This window comes from Bacillus sp. FSL E2-8868, assembly GCF_038005505.1.
GTDB classification, from domain to species: domain Bacteria; phylum Bacillota; class Bacilli; order Bacillales; family Bacillaceae_G; genus Bacillus_A; species Bacillus_A mycoides.
The window spans coordinates 1-15,434 of the sequence record NZ_JBBOTI010000006.1 but is presented as its reverse complement, the minus strand read 5'-3'; the positions used below and the strand labels follow the sequence as shown (position 1 = coordinate 15,434).

14 protein-coding genes and 2 riboswitches are annotated in these 15,434 nt (G+C 36.8%); of the genes, 3 read left to right on the top strand and 11 right to left on the bottom strand.

Annotation, left to right across the window (positions count from 1 at the left end; genetic code table 11):
* Window positions 1-175: 175 nt before the first annotated feature.
* The 6 genes from NSS74_RS27815 to groES form a co-directional block, all read right to left on the bottom strand.
* The gene (locus tag NSS74_RS27815) at window positions 176-1,681 is read right to left on the bottom strand and encodes a sensor histidine kinase (RefSeq protein WP_002140173.1); all 1,506 of its coding nucleotides are present in this window, start codon (window positions 1,679-1,681) and stop codon (window positions 176-178) included.
* Window positions 1,665-2,366 carry a response regulator transcription factor gene (locus tag NSS74_RS27810; protein ID WP_002029454.1) on the bottom strand — a complete coding sequence of 234 codons (702 nt, stop codon included), beginning with the start codon at window positions 2,364-2,366 and terminating at the stop codon, window positions 1,665-1,667. Before NSS74_RS27810 ends, NSS74_RS27815 begins: the two co-directional genes overlap by 17 nt.
* A gap of 145 nt (window positions 2,367-2,511) precedes the next feature.
* The gene (locus tag NSS74_RS27805) at window positions 2,512-3,837 is read right to left on the bottom strand and encodes an NCS2 family permease (RefSeq protein ID WP_002029453.1); all 1,326 of its coding nucleotides are present in this window, start codon (window positions 3,835-3,837) and stop codon (window positions 2,512-2,514) included.
* A gap of 128 nt (window positions 3,838-3,965) precedes the next feature.
* A riboswitch (purine riboswitch) is annotated at window positions 3,966-4,067 on the bottom strand.
* 155 nt (window positions 4,068-4,222) lie between these two features.
* Complete coding sequence (gene guaA / locus NSS74_RS27800; RefSeq protein WP_012260212.1) at window positions 4,223-5,761, bottom strand: glutamine-hydrolyzing GMP synthase; 1,539 nt, start codon at window positions 5,759-5,761, stop codon at window positions 4,223-4,225.
* Window positions 5,762-5,926: 165 nt separating this feature from the next.
* Window positions 5,927-6,028, bottom strand: a riboswitch (purine riboswitch).
* A gap of 139 nt (window positions 6,029-6,167) precedes the next feature.
* Window positions 6,168-7,802 carry a chaperonin GroEL gene (gene groL, locus NSS74_RS27795; RefSeq protein WP_002029451.1) on the bottom strand — a complete coding sequence of 545 codons (1,635 nt, stop codon included), beginning with the start codon at window positions 7,800-7,802 and terminating at the stop codon, window positions 6,168-6,170.
* A gap of 37 nt (window positions 7,803-7,839) precedes the next feature.
* Window positions 7,840-8,124, bottom strand: coding sequence for a co-chaperone GroES (gene groES / locus NSS74_RS27790; protein ID WP_002009985.1), 285 nt, complete (start codon window positions 8,122-8,124; stop codon window positions 7,840-7,842).
* 402 nt (window positions 8,125-8,526) lie between these two features.
* Between groES and NSS74_RS27785 the strand changes: the two genes are divergently transcribed.
* Both NSS74_RS27785 and NSS74_RS27780 read left to right on the top strand, forming a co-directional pair.
* Window positions 8,527-9,276 (top strand): CPBP family intramembrane glutamic endopeptidase, encoded by a 750-nt coding sequence (locus NSS74_RS27785; protein ID WP_159147393.1) that lies wholly within the window; start codon window positions 8,527-8,529, stop codon window positions 9,274-9,276.
* Entirely contained in the window at window positions 9,273-9,464 is a 192-nt protein-coding gene (locus tag NSS74_RS27780; RefSeq protein ID WP_001246201.1) for a YdiK family protein, read from the top strand. The genes NSS74_RS27785 and NSS74_RS27780 overlap by 4 nt, the downstream gene beginning before the upstream one ends.
* 29 nt (window positions 9,465-9,493) lie before the next feature.
* Here NSS74_RS27780 and NSS74_RS27775 read toward each other — a convergent pair whose 3' ends face one another.
* Window positions 9,494-10,123 (bottom strand): redox-sensing transcriptional repressor Rex, encoded by a 630-nt coding sequence (locus NSS74_RS27775; RefSeq protein ID WP_000372704.1) that lies wholly within the window; start codon window positions 10,121-10,123, stop codon window positions 9,494-9,496.
* Between the two features lie 187 nt (window positions 10,124-10,310).
* Here NSS74_RS27775 and NSS74_RS27770 point away from each other — a divergent pair, with 187 nt between their 5' ends.
* Window positions 10,311-12,233, top strand: coding sequence for an ABC-F family ATP-binding cassette domain-containing protein (locus NSS74_RS27770; protein WP_340814724.1), 1,923 nt, complete (start codon window positions 10,311-10,313; stop codon window positions 12,231-12,233).
* Between the two features lie 412 nt (window positions 12,234-12,645).
* Here the strand turns inward: NSS74_RS27770 and tsaD are convergent, their stop codons facing one another.
* From tsaD to tsaE, 4 genes are read right to left on the bottom strand one after another with little or no spacing between them, the layout of a single operon-like run.
* On the bottom strand, window positions 12,646-13,662 hold the full coding sequence (tsaD, locus tag NSS74_RS27765; RefSeq protein WP_002029447.1) for a tRNA (adenosine(37)-N6)-threonylcarbamoyltransferase complex transferase subunit TsaD: 1,017 nt from the start codon (window positions 13,660-13,662) through the stop codon (window positions 12,646-12,648).
* Window positions 13,662-14,105 carry a ribosomal protein S18-alanine N-acetyltransferase gene (gene rimI / locus NSS74_RS27760; protein ID WP_002063534.1) on the bottom strand — a complete coding sequence of 148 codons (444 nt, stop codon included), beginning with the start codon at window positions 14,103-14,105 and terminating at the stop codon, window positions 13,662-13,664. Before rimI ends, tsaD begins: the two co-directional genes overlap by 1 nt.
* Before the next feature lie 13 nt (window positions 14,106-14,118).
* Entirely contained in the window at window positions 14,119-14,811 is a 693-nt protein-coding gene (gene tsaB, locus NSS74_RS27755; protein WP_159147392.1) for a tRNA (adenosine(37)-N6)-threonylcarbamoyltransferase complex dimerization subunit type 1 TsaB, read from the bottom strand.
* Window positions 14,792-15,265, bottom strand: coding sequence for a tRNA (adenosine(37)-N6)-threonylcarbamoyltransferase complex ATPase subunit type 1 TsaE (gene tsaE / locus NSS74_RS27750; RefSeq protein WP_002009995.1), 474 nt, complete (start codon window positions 15,263-15,265; stop codon window positions 14,792-14,794). Before tsaE ends, tsaB begins: the two co-directional genes overlap by 20 nt.
* Window positions 15,266-15,434 lie beyond the last annotated feature (169 nt).

Sequence of the window (15,434 nt, the reverse complement as noted above, 5' to 3'; positions counted from 1 at the left end):
CAATGTCAACCAAGTTTTTTTATTTCTTTTGTCGCTTTCTGCGTTGTTGCTATTGGCGACTTGTTTTATATTACACCTCTAAACTCTAATCGTCAATATGTTTTTCTAAAAAAATATAAAAAGGCTTATTCCTTTTAAAATAAGCCTTTTTATCCTATAACATTCTATTCATTTATTATTTTTCTATAATTGGTAATGAAACGATGAACTGAACGATCCCGTCCTCATACTCAGCTCGAATACTACCACCTTGCAACTCAACAATACTTTTCGCAATAGCTAATCCGAGCCCCGAACCTTCTGTTACTCTACTTCTAGATTGATCTTTCTTATAAAACCGTTCAAACAAGTTCCCTAACTCTTCTCTCGTAAACTCTTCACTATGATTCGCAATAACAATTTGTATATTCCTGCGCTGCCTTTGAAGAGAAACTTTTATCTCTCCGTCATCTTTACTATACTTAATTGCATTCATTAGTAAGTTGTCGAATACACGAACCATCTTTTCCGAATCAATCATCGCATATGCACGTTCCTCAGGAAACTTCTTAACAAACATAAGCCCATGCTCTTCCGCTTGTGGTACTAACTCTTCTATTAATTGATCAAGTAACTCATTTACACACACTTCCTGTTTTTCTAATACAACTTGTTCATTCGTTAACTTCGTATACTCAAATAAATCTTCTATTAAATTCTTTAACTGCTCCGACTTTGCAAAAGCAATTCTCGTATACTCATCATGTTGTTCTTTATTTTCATATTTAGAATCTCGAAGTAATCGCAAGTAACCCATTATAGAAGTCAGTGGTGTACGTAAATCGTGAGATACATTCGTAATAAGCTCATTCTTTTGCTTCTCTAATTTACGTTCCTTTTCTATATTATTCATAAGCTCTTCCGCCATATTATTAATATTCTCAGTTAAAGACGCAATCTCATCTTCACCTTTTTTCTCAATACGGTACGCTAAGTTTCCTTTTTCTATTTCCTTTACACCTTGTGCCATCGCTTCAATTTGCTTCATCTTTCTCTTTGTTATATAGAAGAAAGAGAAAATAAATACAAGTACACCTATGAAAAACGGAAACGGTCCTTCTTGCGTATCATATATTACTTCACCTTCTGGAATCCCACTAACAAACATGTATAAATTCTTATCTTCTATTGTAATAGGTGCAAAAGCTATAAATTCTTTTCTCGTACTTTCAAATTCTTTTCTACCATTCATATAATTAATCGCAAACGACGATGCATTACGAATTGTATTATGCAAATCAATTTGCTCTTCTTGCGCCTGCTTCGTTTTATATAAAACTTTACCGCTCTCGTCAGCGACCAACACTTTTAAAGCTCTAGAGTTTTGTTCTAAATTTTGATTCTCTATTTCAATCATAGTTGATATAGCTTCTAATTTATTTTCATGAACTGAACTATTTGCCACACTTTGAGCTTGTTGATTAATTTGTTCCATACCAACCCGATAATCGATCGTCGCCTCTCGATTCGCATTCTCAAAAAACGGTGCTGCTGCCTTCGCTGACAAAATCCCTAACAACGCACAAGCAGTAAACGCAGTAATAAGTTGAATTCGTATACTCCGTTTCACACTCTTCACTATCTTTCCAATTAATTCTCGAATTTTCCTAACATAAGTAAATGGATTAAATATCTTTTTCAATCTTATACCCCACTCCCCATACTGTTTTTATATATATTGGCTTCCTTGGATTCTCCTCAATCTTTTCACGCACTTTCCGAATATGAACCATTACCGTGTTATCCGACTGGAAAGATCTTTCGTTCCAAACCTTTTCATAAATTTGTTCCGCACTAAAGACCATCCCCGGATTACGGACTAGTAATTCTAAAATTGAAAATTCCCTCGGGGTCAGTTTCACTTCTTCTCCATCCACAATGACTGTATGAGTGGAGATGTTTATTTTCATCTCTCCAATTTCTAACTCGTCCTCATTTTGAATAGCAAAGCCATTCATTTTCATATAACGACGTAGCTGCGATTTAATTCTTGCGATTAACTCTAACGGATTAAACGGTTTTGCTACATAATCATCTGCACCTGTTGTTAATCCTAAAATTTTATCCATATCTTGCGTTTTTGCCGAAAGCATAATAATCGGCATTTCCTTCGCTTCCCTTACTTTCATACACATATGAATACCATCTACTTTCGGCATCATAATATCTAATACGACTAAGTGCACTTCATTTTCTTCTAATATACGTAACCCTTCTTCTCCGTCCCCTGCTTGCAGTACTTTATATCCTTCGTTCTTTAAATAAATTGTAATAAGGTTCCTAATTTCTTTTTCATCATCTACGACAAGTATTGTTTCCCCAGCCATACTATCTCCCCCATCACTTTTTTAATCCCTAACTTCTATTATAAGAAAACTTCTGAAGAAAAACGCTCGGAAATCCTTAAGATTTTCTGAAGACGCAAAAAAGGTCTAGACTCCCCTCAAGTCTAGACCTTTCAAAAAACCCCTTTTATTTACGAACGTAGATGAAATATAGTACGAATAAAACTCCCATAACATACATAATTGGATGAATCTCTTTACGACGACCACTCACAACCATTGTAATTGGATAGAAGATAAACCCGATTGCAATTCCTGTTGCGATACTATACGTAAGTGGCATTGAAATGATAGTAAAGAATGCTGGTACTGCAATCTCGAATTTCTTCCAATCAATTTCGCCTAAAGATGAAACCATCAAGATCCCTACAATAATTAATGCTGGCGCTGTTACAGCTGGTGTCACAACACTTAATAGTGGTGAGAAGAATAGCGCTAACAAGAAGAACCCTGCTGTTACAACTGCTGTAAATCCAGAACGTCCACCCGCTGCTACCCCTGCAGAAGATTCAATATAAGACGTTGTTGTTGATGTACCTAGAATTGCACCAATTACAGTTGCAATCGCATCTGCAAATAATGCTTTTCCTGCACGTGGTAATTTATTGTTCTTCATTAATCCCGCTTGATTTGCAACGGCTACAAGCGTACCTGCTGTATCAAAGAAATCGATAAAGAAGAACGTTATAATAACAATCGCCATTTGAACAGTAAAAATGTCTCCAAAGTGAGTTAACGCCATACCGAACGTCGGTTCTAGACTCGGTATTGCTCCCACCACAGCTTTCGGAGTATCAATTAATCCTGTTGCTACTCCTAAAATTGCCGTAAGAATCATGCCGTAGAAAACAGCACCATTTATTTTCTTAATCATGAAGATGATTGTAATAACAACTCCGAAAATTGCTAATAACGTTGTGCCCTTCGTTAAATCCCCCAATCCAACAAGGACAGCATCATTCTTTACGATAATTCCGGCATTTTGGAATCCAAGGAAGGCAATGAATAATCCGATACCCGCCGCTACTGCAAACTTTAACTCTACTGGAATTGCATTAATAATTTTTTCACGAATACCTGAAGCAGTAAGAATAATAAAGATAATACCTGACATTAATGTTCCAGCAATCGCCGTTTGCCACGGAATTCCCATCGTTAACACCGCTGTATAAGCAAAGAACGCGTTTATTCCCATACCTGGCGCTAAAGCAATCGGATACTTCGCAAATATCCCCATAATTAACGAACCAATCGCCGCTGCTAATGCTGTAGCAACGAATACTGCACCTGGATCCATTCCTGTACCTGCCGGTAATCCTTTAACATTCCCAAGCGACAGCGTAGCAGGATTGACAAATAGTACGTAAGCCATAGATAGAAATGTCGTTAAACCTGCTATGAACTCTGTTTTATAATTTGTGCCGAGTTCATCAAACTGAAAATAGCGTTTCATCTTACGTTTCCCCCGTTATATGATTACTCGCCGTATTTCACCCTAGCCCTCTTTTATCTATAAAAATAAAAAAGGCTTCCATTGCATATACATGGAAGCGTTCTATGAATAAAGACAAGTTTCCCCTCATCTTTATCAAAACGCCTCGTAGTCAAGCCATTTACGGTAGCTAGGTAGAAACTTTCGGGCCATATCCCCGATATTATACGACGGCATAATATTCACTTTTCGTTTGAATTACATACTCATATTAACTCGAGGAGGTGGTTTTGTCAATTTAAAAACGAACATTTTTATAAACTTTTATATTTTCGTTCGTATTAAGAGTAAAAACAAAAAGATCCATCTATACATGAACGATAGATGGATCTTTTTTATTACAATACTATTCCCACTCAATAGTTGCTGGTGGCTTACTCGTTATATCATACACGATACGGTTAACGTGTTTTACTTCGTTTACGATACGTACAGAGATTTTCTCTAATACGTCCCAAGGGATACGTGCCCAGTCAGCTGTCATACCATCGATAGATGTTACTGCACGGATACCTACTGTGTAATCGTAAGTACGCTCGTCACCCATAACACCTACGCTACGCATACCAGGAAGCGCAGTGAAGTATTGCCAAACTTCGCGGTCTAATCCTGCTTTTATAATTTCTTCACGTAAAATTGCATCAGATTCACGAACGATTTCTAATTTCTCTTCTGTAATTTCACCTAATACACGAATACCAAGTCCTGGACCTGGGAACGGTTGACGCCATACGATTTCATCAGGAATTCCTAGTTCTGATCCTAATACACGTACTTCGTCTTTAAATAAAGTATTTAAAGGCTCAATTAATTTGAACTGCATGTCTTCTGGAAGTCCACCAACGTTATGGTGAGATTTAATTGTTTGTGCAGTTGCTGTACCACTTTCAACGATGTCCGTGTAAAGTGTACCTTGCGCTAGGAAGTCCATTCCTTGTAATTTAGAAGCTTCATCATCAAATACGTAAATGAATTCATTACCGATGATTTTACGTTTTTGCTCTGGATCTTCTACACCTTTTAACTTGTTCATGAAGCGCTCTTGTGCATCCACTTTAATAACGTTCATATGGAAGCCTTCGCTAAATGTTTTCATAACACCTTCTGCTTCATCTTTACGAAGTAAACCGTGGTCCACGAAAATACATGTTAATTGGTCACCAATCGCTTTATGAATTAATACTGCTACAACAGAAGAGTCTACACCGCCACTAAGTGCGCATAATACTTTTTTGTCTCCAACAGTTTCACGGATCTTCTCTAATTCTACTTCGATAAAGTTCTCCATGTTCCATCCTTCAGAACAACCACATACGCCGAATACGAAGTTTTTAATTAAATCGTTTCCGTGCTCAGAGTGACGTACTTCTGGGTGGAATTGTACACCGTATAAGTTTTCCCCTTCATTGCTCATACCAGCAATTGGACAAGACTCACTTGTTGCATCTACTACGAATCCTTCAGGTAAACCAGTTACTAAGTCACCATGGCTCATCCATACAACTTGCTCTTCTGGAAGGTTCGCATATAATTTTGATTCGTTCTCTACTTTAAGAACAGCTTTTCCATACTCACGGTGGTTTGCACGTTCTACTTTACCACCGAAGTGTTGTGTCATAAGCTGCATACCGTAACAAATACCGAAGATCGGTAATCCTAGTTCAAAGATTTTTTCATCACAATGTAATGCGCCTTCACCGTATACACTATTTGGTCCACCAGAGAAGATAATCCCTTTTGGATTCATTGCTTTAATTTCTTCTGCAGTAATTGTATGTGGATGAAGTTCACTGTATACACCGAACTCACGAATTCGACGTGCTATTAACTGATTGTACTGACTCCCAAAATCTAAAACGATAATTGTATCATGCTGCTTCTTCAAAATAATCACCCCAACGTTAGTTCTCGTATATAAATATTTTCACCAATTTGGCGAAAAGCATTACTAATATAATAAAAAAAGCCAGTCCTCCGCCTCTAGTCTCATGACAAAGAAAAGGCAGGGGTCTGGCTTTATAAAGAAAGATAGTCTTCCGCTCTTTATAAATATAAGACGCACTGCCTTCATAGTCAGGTTGTTTACGGTAACCCGGTAGAGACTCTCAAACCATATCATCGAGGATATATGAAGGATTGTTTTATATTATCTTCCTAGATTCTAACAATGAAGTATCGATATGGTCAAGAGAGAAAGCGACAAAATTCTACAGAAATTATTTTCCTGCGCTCAAAAACATAAAAAAACATCCACTTCTATATAGAAGTGGATGTTTTTCGGGAGAACGGAATTACATCATTCCGCCCATACCACCCATGCCCATGCCGCCCATGTCAGGCATTGCTGGTGCATTTGGTTCTGGCTTGTCAGCAACTACAGCTTCAGTTGTTAAGAACATAGCTGCAACAGATGCTGCGTTTTGAAGTGCAGAACGAGTTACTTTAGCTGGATCTACGATACCAGACTCAAGCATGTTAACCCATTCGCCAGTAGCTGCGTTGAAACCAACGCCTACTTTTTCGCCTTTTAGACGCTCTACAACTACAGATCCTTCTAGACCAGCGTTGATTGCGATTTGACGAACTGGCTCTTCTAGTGCACGAAGTACGATGTTGATACCTGTTGCTTCGTCGCCTTCAGCTACGATAGAAGCTACTTTTGTGTATACGTTCATAAGTGAAGTACCACCACCTGCAACGATACCTTCTTCTACTGCTGCACGAGTTGAGTTAAGTGCATCTTCAATGCGAAGTTTGCGCTCTTTTAACTCAGTTTCAGTTGCTGCACCTACTTTAATTACTGCTACACCGCCCGCAAGTTTAGCAAGACGCTCTTGTAATTTTTCACGATCGAATTCAGAAGTAGTTTCTTCTAATTGCGCGCGGATTTGACCGATGCGAGCTTCGATTTGTTGTGAATTTCCAATACCTTCAACTACAGTTGTGTTTTCTTTCGTTACAACAATTTTACCAGCACGTCCTAAAGATTCAACTGTAGCAGATTTTAAGTCACGTCCTAATTCTTCAGTGATTACTTCGCCACCAGTTAAGATTGCGATATCTTCTAGCATTGCTTTACGACGGTCACCAAATCCAGGAGCTTTAACAGCAACTACATTGAATGTACCACGAAGTTTGTTCACTACTAATGTAGCTAACGCTTCGCCTTCTACATCTTCAGCAATGATAAGAAGTGGTTTACCTTGTTGTACCACTTGCTCTAATACTGGTAAGATTTCTTGGATGTTAGAAATCTTTTTGTCAGTAATTAAAATGTATGGGTTATCAAGAACTGCTTCCATTTTGTCAGAATCAGTAATCATGTAAGGAGATGCATATCCACGATCAAATTGCATACCTTCTACTACGTCTAATTCTGTTGTGAATCCTTTAGATTCTTCTAAAGTAATAACGCCGTCGTTACCAACGCGCTCCATTGCTTCAGCGATTAATTGACCTACTTCTTCGTCAGCCGAAGAAATAGCAGCTACTTGTGCGATAGAAGATTTACCTTCGATTGGTTTAGAAATCGCTTTTAATTCTTCAATTGCAGCAGTAACAGCTTTTTCGATACCTTTACGAAGACCCATTGGGTTTGCACCAGCTGTTACGTTTTTAAGACCTTCACGAATCATAGCTTGCGCTAATACAGTTGCAGTTGTCGTTCCGTCACCAGCTACATCGTTTGTTTTGCTAGCAACTTCTGCTACTAATTTCGCACCCATGTTTTCGAATGCATCTTCTAATTCGATTTCTTTTGCGATTGTTACACCGTCATTTGTAATAAGTGGTGAACCGAATTTTTTCTCAAGTACAACGTTACGACCTTTTGGTCCAAGCGTTACTTTTACTGCGTTTGCAAGAGTGTCGACACCGCGAAGCATCGAACGACGTGCTTCTTCACTAAATTTAATATCTTTTGCCATAATAATTGACCCCCTTGGATTTTTAAAATGTATATAATTAACCGATAATTGCTAAAATGTCACTTTCACGTAAAATCAAGTAGTCTGTACCTTCGTATTTCACTTCAGTACCTGCATATTTTGAGAAGATGATAAGATCACCTGCTGCTACCTCTAAAGCAACACGCTCACCATTTTCAAGCACTCGGCCTGTACCTACTGCAATAACTTTACCCTCTTGTGGTTTTTCTTTTGCAGTTTCTGGTAATACAATACCACTTGCTGTTTTTTCTTCTGCTTGAACAAGTTCAATTACAACGCGATCACCTAATGGCTTTAGCATGAACAATAACCTCCTCATTTTGTTATGTAAATTTTATTTATTAGCACTCAAGTCACACGAGTGCTAACACACTTCTAATAATAAATAATCTCAATTTCTTTTGCAAGTAAAAAAATCATAATTTTTTCGCAAATTACTTTATGCACTTTCCTATATATCATTACTTCTTCTACTGCCTTTACTATATGAATCGTTGTTCCCACTTCTTGTATGTTACAATATGAAAGACACCCTAAGTTGTTTTCGCTAAACGTACAACTTTTTCCTGTCTCCTATTTTATTTTCAAATACTTATTTACAAAAAAAATATAATTCAAATGAAAGTTTATATCGTAGGTAGCATATTTACATGTTATCCTACCTTATCTCATACACTAGAGTTAGAAAGGATGGTTAAACCATTTGAAGAAACAATATTGGTGGATTATCGTTACATACATTTTAATGCAGTTATCTGGAATTGTTGGCTTACCACTACTCCTAAAAACAGGGCTCTATGATAATAGAGGATTTACCATGGAGGAAAAAGGTCAAATCATAACGGGACATTGGGCAATCATTAGCTTCTTTGTTGCATTATGTATCGTGCTTTGGTTACTTAGAATAGATATTCGTGACAGGCATTTAGATAAAATGCGTGTTACGATCCCAGCTACAGTTGGTTGGATTATAATCGGTATTCTCTTAGCTTTCTCTTCCCAAATAATTGCCGGTATGATCGAAATGCGTCTACTAGGAATTAAACAAGGTTCGGAAAATACAATGAAGCTGATGGAAATTGCAAGAACGACACCTTGGTTCCTCATTGTTGTATCTATAATCGGACCTATCTTAGAGGAAATCGTATTTAGAAAAATTTTATTTGGCACACTTTATAAGAGATTTAATTTCTTTGTTGCTGCTATCATTAGTTCACTTGTATTCGCGGCGATTCATTTTGATTTTACTCACTTATTGGTATACACTTCTATGGGGCTCGTATTCGCCTTTTTATATGTACAAACGAAACGCATTATCGTTCCTATAGTAGCCCATGTGGCAATGAATACATTAGTCGCTATTGGACAAATTTTTATGAGCAATGAGCAAATTCAAGAAATGATTAAAGAAGCTGAAAAAATGCAAGGCTTTATCGGAGGATTTTTAGTATGAGAAACTCACCATTGTTCATGGCTGCATTGTACTTTCTTCTTGGATGTATCTTTACACGCTTCGCCATTACGAACGTAACAGATACAATCTGGAATATGTGGACAATACTATTTGCAGTTATGGCAACAATTGATTTTAATTTGGCACTTCGCCTTATCTTAGTTAAATTCACAAAGAAAAAACAATAATAAAACGCAGAGGTCATCTCCTCTGCGTTTTATTGTGGATAATTCTTCAAAAAGTAAACAAGAGTTTGTAACTCTACAGCTAAATCAATGTGATGAATCCTTATATTCTCTGACACATTTAAGCGTGCTGGTGTGAAATTTAAAATACCATGCACGTTCGTTTCTGCCAATCTATCTGCCACAGATTGCGCTACTGTAGCGGGTACCGTTAATATTGCCACTTGTATATCAGTTGATAAACGTTCTTCTAGTTCATCCAAATGATATACAGGAATGCCTCCGATTTCTGTCCCAACTTTCTCTTCACTAACATCAAACGCCATTTCAATTTTTGTATTATTGTTTTTCGTGAAATTATAATGTAAGAAAGCGGTCCCTAAATTACCTACTCCAATAAGTGCCACGCGTGTTATATCATCTTGGTCGAGTGTTTCACGGAAAAATGATAATAAATAATTTACGTTATATCCATATCCTTTTTTCCCTAACGCTCCAAAATATGAAAAATCTCTTCGAATAGTTGCGGAATCAACCTTTACCGCTTCACTCAATTCGGCTGATGAAACACGTTGCTTACCAGAAAGAGATAAGTTTTGGATAAATCGATAGTATAGAGGCAATCGTTTGGCAGTGGCCTGTGGAATTTTTTGCTGATCCATATAACCTCTCCTCTCTTCCTATCTTTATTCTTATACTTGAATCAAATACAGAAGTTTAGTACTCATGAATTTCCTTGTATAATAAAGAGAAGAAGTATTCTCTCTTTATTTTAAACTATACACTATTTTTAGTATGATTGAGAAATATAAACATGGCAAAGTTAAGAAATTATTTGAGGTGAAAACATTGATATTATTACAAGTGAATGGGCTTTCGAAATTATACGGTGCAGAAACGATTCTTGCAAACATAAAATTGGAAGTACAAACAAAAGATCGTATCGCATTAGTCGGACGAAATGGAGCTGGAAAATCTACATTATTAAAAATAATAGCTGGCGAGTTATCTCATGATGGTGGTGAAATTATAAAACCGAAAGATGTCTCAATGGGGTATTTAGCTCAAAATACCGGATTAGAAACGTCTTTAACAATTTGGGATGAAATGTTAACCGTCTTTACACACTTGCAGCAGATGGAGACAAAACTTCGAAGGCTAGAGCAAGAGATGGGAAAAGAAGAAAACTTTTCAAATGCGGCTATATATGAGAAATTATTAGCTGATTATGACCAATTACAATTAGATTATAAAGATCAAGGCGGCTATCAGTACGAAGCGGATATACGCTCAATTTTAAGCGGTCTTGGCTTCCTAGTTGAAACGCATCAGACGAAAATTTCCACATTAAGTGGTGGACAAAAGACTCAATTAGCTCTCGGGAAATTATTATTAACTAGACCAGACTTACTTATTTTAGACGAACCTACAAACCATTTGGATATTGAGACACTAACATGGCTTGAACAATATTTACAAGGCTATCCTGGCGCGATTTTAATCGTTTCCCATGACCGTTATTTCTTAGATAAACTTGTTACACAAGTATACGAAATTTCTAATAAGGAAAGCCGACGATTTGTTGGTAACTACAGTAAATATTTAGACTCAAAATCAGCTCTATACGAGCAAGAAATGAAGCGTTATGAAAAACAACAAGATGAAATTTCTAAACTGGAAGACTTTGTACAAAAAAATATAGCTCGTGCATCTACGACAAAACGCGCTCAAAGTCGCCGTAAACAATTAGACAGAATGGAAGTATTAACTAGACCATTAGGCGATTCTAAATCAGCTTCCTTCCACTTCGATATTGAAAAACAAAGTGGAAATGATGTTTTACAAGTGAAAGATGCAACTATTGGCTATTATCAGGAACCGATTATTGAACATGTAAATATGCGCTTAACTCGCGGTGACAGTGTTGCCTTAGTTGGGCCAAACGGAATTGGAAAATCTACATTATTAAAATCCATTGTGAATAAGTTACAGCTATTACATGGAAACGTTGCTTTCGGCTCAAGTGTATCTGTTGGTTATTATGATCAAGAACAAGCCAACTTAACATCTTCGAAGCGAGTTTTAAATGAATTATGGGATGAATATCCCCTGCAGCCTGAAAAAGAAATTCGCACTATACTAGGCAACTTTTTATTCACAGGGGATGATGTACTCAAACCAGTATCTTCTCTTAGTGGTGGACAAAAGGCTCGACTAGCTCTTGCAAAACTTATGATGCAAAAATCCAATTTATTAATTCTCGATGAGCCAACAAACCATCTTGATTTAAATAGTAAAGAGATTTTGGAGAATGCTTTAATTGATTACCCAGGTACTCTTCTATTCGTCTCTCATGACCGCTATTTTATTAATCGCGTAACGACAACCGTTGTTGAGTTATCAACAGAAGGTGCACAAGAATATTTAGGTGATTACGATTATTACGTTGAAAAGAAAAATGAAATGATTGAACGTGCGGAACTAGAGCAAGAAGATGAAGTACCTGTTCAAAAAGTGGTGGCACAAGAAAAATTAAATTATCTCGAAGAAAAAGAACGTAAACAGCTAGAGCGTCAACGTACTCGAAAGATTGAAGAACTGGAACAAAATATCGTAGGCTTAGAAGAAGAAATTGCTACGTTAGAAGATCAGCTTTGCTTACCAGAAATATATGCAGATTATGAAAAGGCTAGTGAAATTACAACTAAAAAGCAAACACTGCAAGAACAGCTTGAAGCTTGTATGGCAGAATGGGAAGAACTGCATATATAAGAGAATTTAAAAGAGGAGGATGTCTCATAAGTCGGGCTTTTTGACGAGATGACCTCCTTTCTATTTTCTTTTTTGGAATCAATACCATAGTAAATAAAATTATATAACCGATTCGACAAGGATTGACAATAGTAGCACCTTATATAATAAGTGGAGGATGTTTTAAAATGTTTTTTTGCATCCCCTTGTTTTTTATTTCCCAAAAAAGAATTTCTTCAAAGGTCAGACTTCCTCTATGTTATCCACAAGGTTATGCACATATCCACCTTTATAATATAAACTTCCAAATAACTTTTCCACATTATCCACAATTAGATAAAAAGTTATACACATTTTATATACACAAAAAAACCCATATTATCAACAGATAATATGGGTTTTATCCACAGGCTGTGGTTAATTTTGTGTATAACTATGCTTCAATATCTAATCCTGGATTTGCATTTAAAGCTAATGTAGCGCGTTTTCCTTGTTCGTATGCAATTGTACCTGCAGCCGCAATCATCGCTGCATTATCTGTGCATAAAGATAGAGGAGGAATAATTAGCTCTATATTTTCTTTTTGTGCAAATTCTGCTGCTAAACGTGCACGAAGCCCTTTATTAGCAGCTACTCCACCAGCAAGAAGCACTTGTTTTACATTGTAAGCATCTGCTGCACGAGACGCTTTCGTTACAAGTACATCTATTACACTTTCTTGGAAACTTGCTGCTAAATCTTCTGGTGCAATTTCTATACCGCGCTGTTTTGCGTTATGCACAGTGTTGATAACTGCTGATTTCAATCCACTAAAGCTGAAATCATACGAATCAGGTTCTAGCCACGCACGAGGCAAATCAATTGTTGGTTTTCCTTCATGTGCAAGGCGATCAATATGAGGACCACCTGGATAAGGCATTGATAATGTACGAGCTACTTTATCGTAAGCTTCTCCTGCCGCATCATCTCGCGTTTCACCAATCACTTCAAATGAACCATGTTCTTTCATATAAACAAGCTCCGTATGTCCACCGGATACAACAAGCGATAGTAACGGGAATTGCACTTCTTTTACTAAACGATTCGCATAAATATGACCAGCAATATGATGAACACCAACTAGAGGGATATCATGAGCAAAAGCCACAGCTTTCGCTGCATTTACACCTATTAAAAGTGCTCCGACTAAACCTGGGCCTTCTGTTACAGCAATTGCATCAATATCCTCAAAAGTGATATTCGCTTCTTTTAAAGCTTCTTCTAACACAACTGTGATTTCTTCTACATGATGACGGGATGCAATCTCTGGTACTACTCCGCCAAAACGCTTATGACTTTCAATTTGCGATGCAACGACATTCGCAATGATTTCCGTTCCATTTTTAACAACTGCTACAGCTGTTTCATCACAGCTTGTTTCAATACCAAGTATAATTATATTTTTTTCCATTATATATTCACCCACATTACAAGACCATCTTCCTGATTGTCTGCATAGTATCGTTTACGAATCCCACCATTTTGAAATCCGTATTTTCTGTATAACTGCTTTGCTACTTCATTTGACATGCGTACTTCAAGTGTCATTGTTTTTACTCCTAACCCTTTCGCTTCGGAAATGACCTCTTTCAATAAGGCATCCCCTAGCTTTTGACCTCTGTATTCCGGCAGGATAGCTATATTTGTTACATGTGATTCATCAATGATTATCCACAATCCACAATATCCAATTACGAGACCATCTTTTTCTAGCACGACATAATGTGCATGTTCATTCACCTCTAATTCACGGTGAAAGGCATCTGCAGTCCAAGGGGTTGAAAAAGATGCTTCTTCAATAGCTACAATTTGAGCAATATCATCGAGTGCCATCTTTCTAAATATCATATCCATCTTCTGTAGGCCCCTATTGTTTTTGACTTTCTAACCATTTTGTTTCAGCTTCAGCTAAACGAAGATAGCTAGGAACAAACGTATGTACGTCTTGTTCTTCTTTTTGTAATCCTAAAAATGCTAATTCACTTGGTCTTGGGTTATTCTTAGTGAACGGAGCAAATACAGCTTGATCACCTAAATATTCTACAATTGTTTCTTTATGCAATTTAACATCGTTACCAATAAATAAAACAGGCTGTTCTTTATCTTTTAACATTTGCAACCAGTCAACAATAAGAATAATTCGGTCTTCTTCTATTGAAGTTATACGCTCTCCTTCATATGTATATAATCCCGTGTAAATTTGACCACGTCGGCCATCAAATAAAGGACAAACTAGTCCATTAAAATTAGTACCATTTGCAGCCACCACTTCCAAACTTGATACACCTACAATTGGTATTTGAAGTGACCAAGCTAATGTTTTTGCCGCTGTCACACCTATACGAACACCTGTATATGATCCCGGTCCAGCTGCTACAACAATTTTAGTCAATTCTTTCGGTTTTACACCGCATTCTTTTAACAGTTTCTCTACAGCTGGCATAAGACGTACAGAATGGTTTTTTGTTAAATTTGTAATGATTTCCCCAATCACGTTCCCTTCCTCAATAAGGGATACACCCATTACGTAATTTGAAGTATCAATTGCTAGTACTTTCATCTTGTAATAGCTCCTCACATAATCTAATATAGCGATCTCCAATTGGCTCGAGTACAATTTTTCTTGTATCATCTCCAGCATGGAATAAACTAATTTGCAACTTCTCATTCGGTAAATATGCTTCTATTAAATGAGCCCATTCTACTACTGTGATCCCTTCACCATAGAAATACTCATCAAATCCTAAATCTTCTTCACTTTCCGCTAAACGATACACATCCATATGATATAGCGGTAATCTTCCTTTATATTCTTTAATAATATTGAAGGTAGGACTATTTACGACTCTTTTCACTCCAAGACCTTTTGCTAGTCCTTTCGTAAAAGTCGTTTTGCCAGCTCCAAGATCACCTTCTAAAATAATTACATCTTTTTCTTTTACAAGTCTCCCTAATTTTTCTGATAATCGCTGGGTTTCTTCGGAAGATTTTGTTGTTATTTCATATTTACTCACAGACTTCACCTACTTTACTCACAATGTTCTCTGCTCTTTATTATACAGGTTTTAAATATATAAAAAAGTCCTTAGGAGTTTTCCTAAGGATAGTTTGACTGTCTTTATTAGTTTTTTGTTAAAACAAATAAAAAAATACGAAACAACTTGTTTCGTTCTTTTCTTTATA

Excerpts from the sequence above, each read along its gene's own strand:
- NSS74_RS27810 (WP_002029454.1), bottom strand. The coding sequence starts at position 2,366 with ATGGCTGGGGAAACAATACTTGTCGTAGATGATGAAAAAGAAATTAGG.
- NSS74_RS27805 (WP_002029453.1), bottom strand. The coding sequence starts at position 3,837 with ATGAAACGCTATTTTCAGTTTGATGAACTCGGCACAAATTATAAAACA.
- groL (WP_002029451.1), bottom strand. The coding sequence starts at position 7,802 with ATGGCAAAAGATATTAAATTTAGTGAAGAAGCACGTCGTTCGATGCTT.
- groES (WP_002009985.1), bottom strand. The coding sequence starts at position 8,124 with ATGCTAAAGCCATTAGGTGATCGCGTTGTAATTGAACTTGTTCAAGCA.
- NSS74_RS27780 (WP_001246201.1), top strand. The coding sequence starts at position 9,273 with ATGAGAAACTCACCATTGTTCATGGCTGCATTGTACTTTCTTCTTGGA.
- NSS74_RS27775 (WP_000372704.1), bottom strand. The coding sequence starts at position 10,123 with ATGGATCAGCAAAAAATTCCACAGGCCACTGCCAAACGATTGCCTCTA.
- tsaD (WP_002029447.1), bottom strand. The coding sequence starts at position 13,662 with ATGGAAAAAAATATAATTATACTTGGTATTGAAACAAGCTGTGATGAA.
- rimI (WP_002063534.1), bottom strand. The coding sequence starts at position 14,105 with ATGGATATGATATTTAGAAAGATGGCACTCGATGATATTGCTCAAATT.
- tsaB (WP_159147392.1), bottom strand. The coding sequence starts at position 14,811 with ATGAAAGTACTAGCAATTGATACTTCAAATTACGTAATGGGTGTATCC.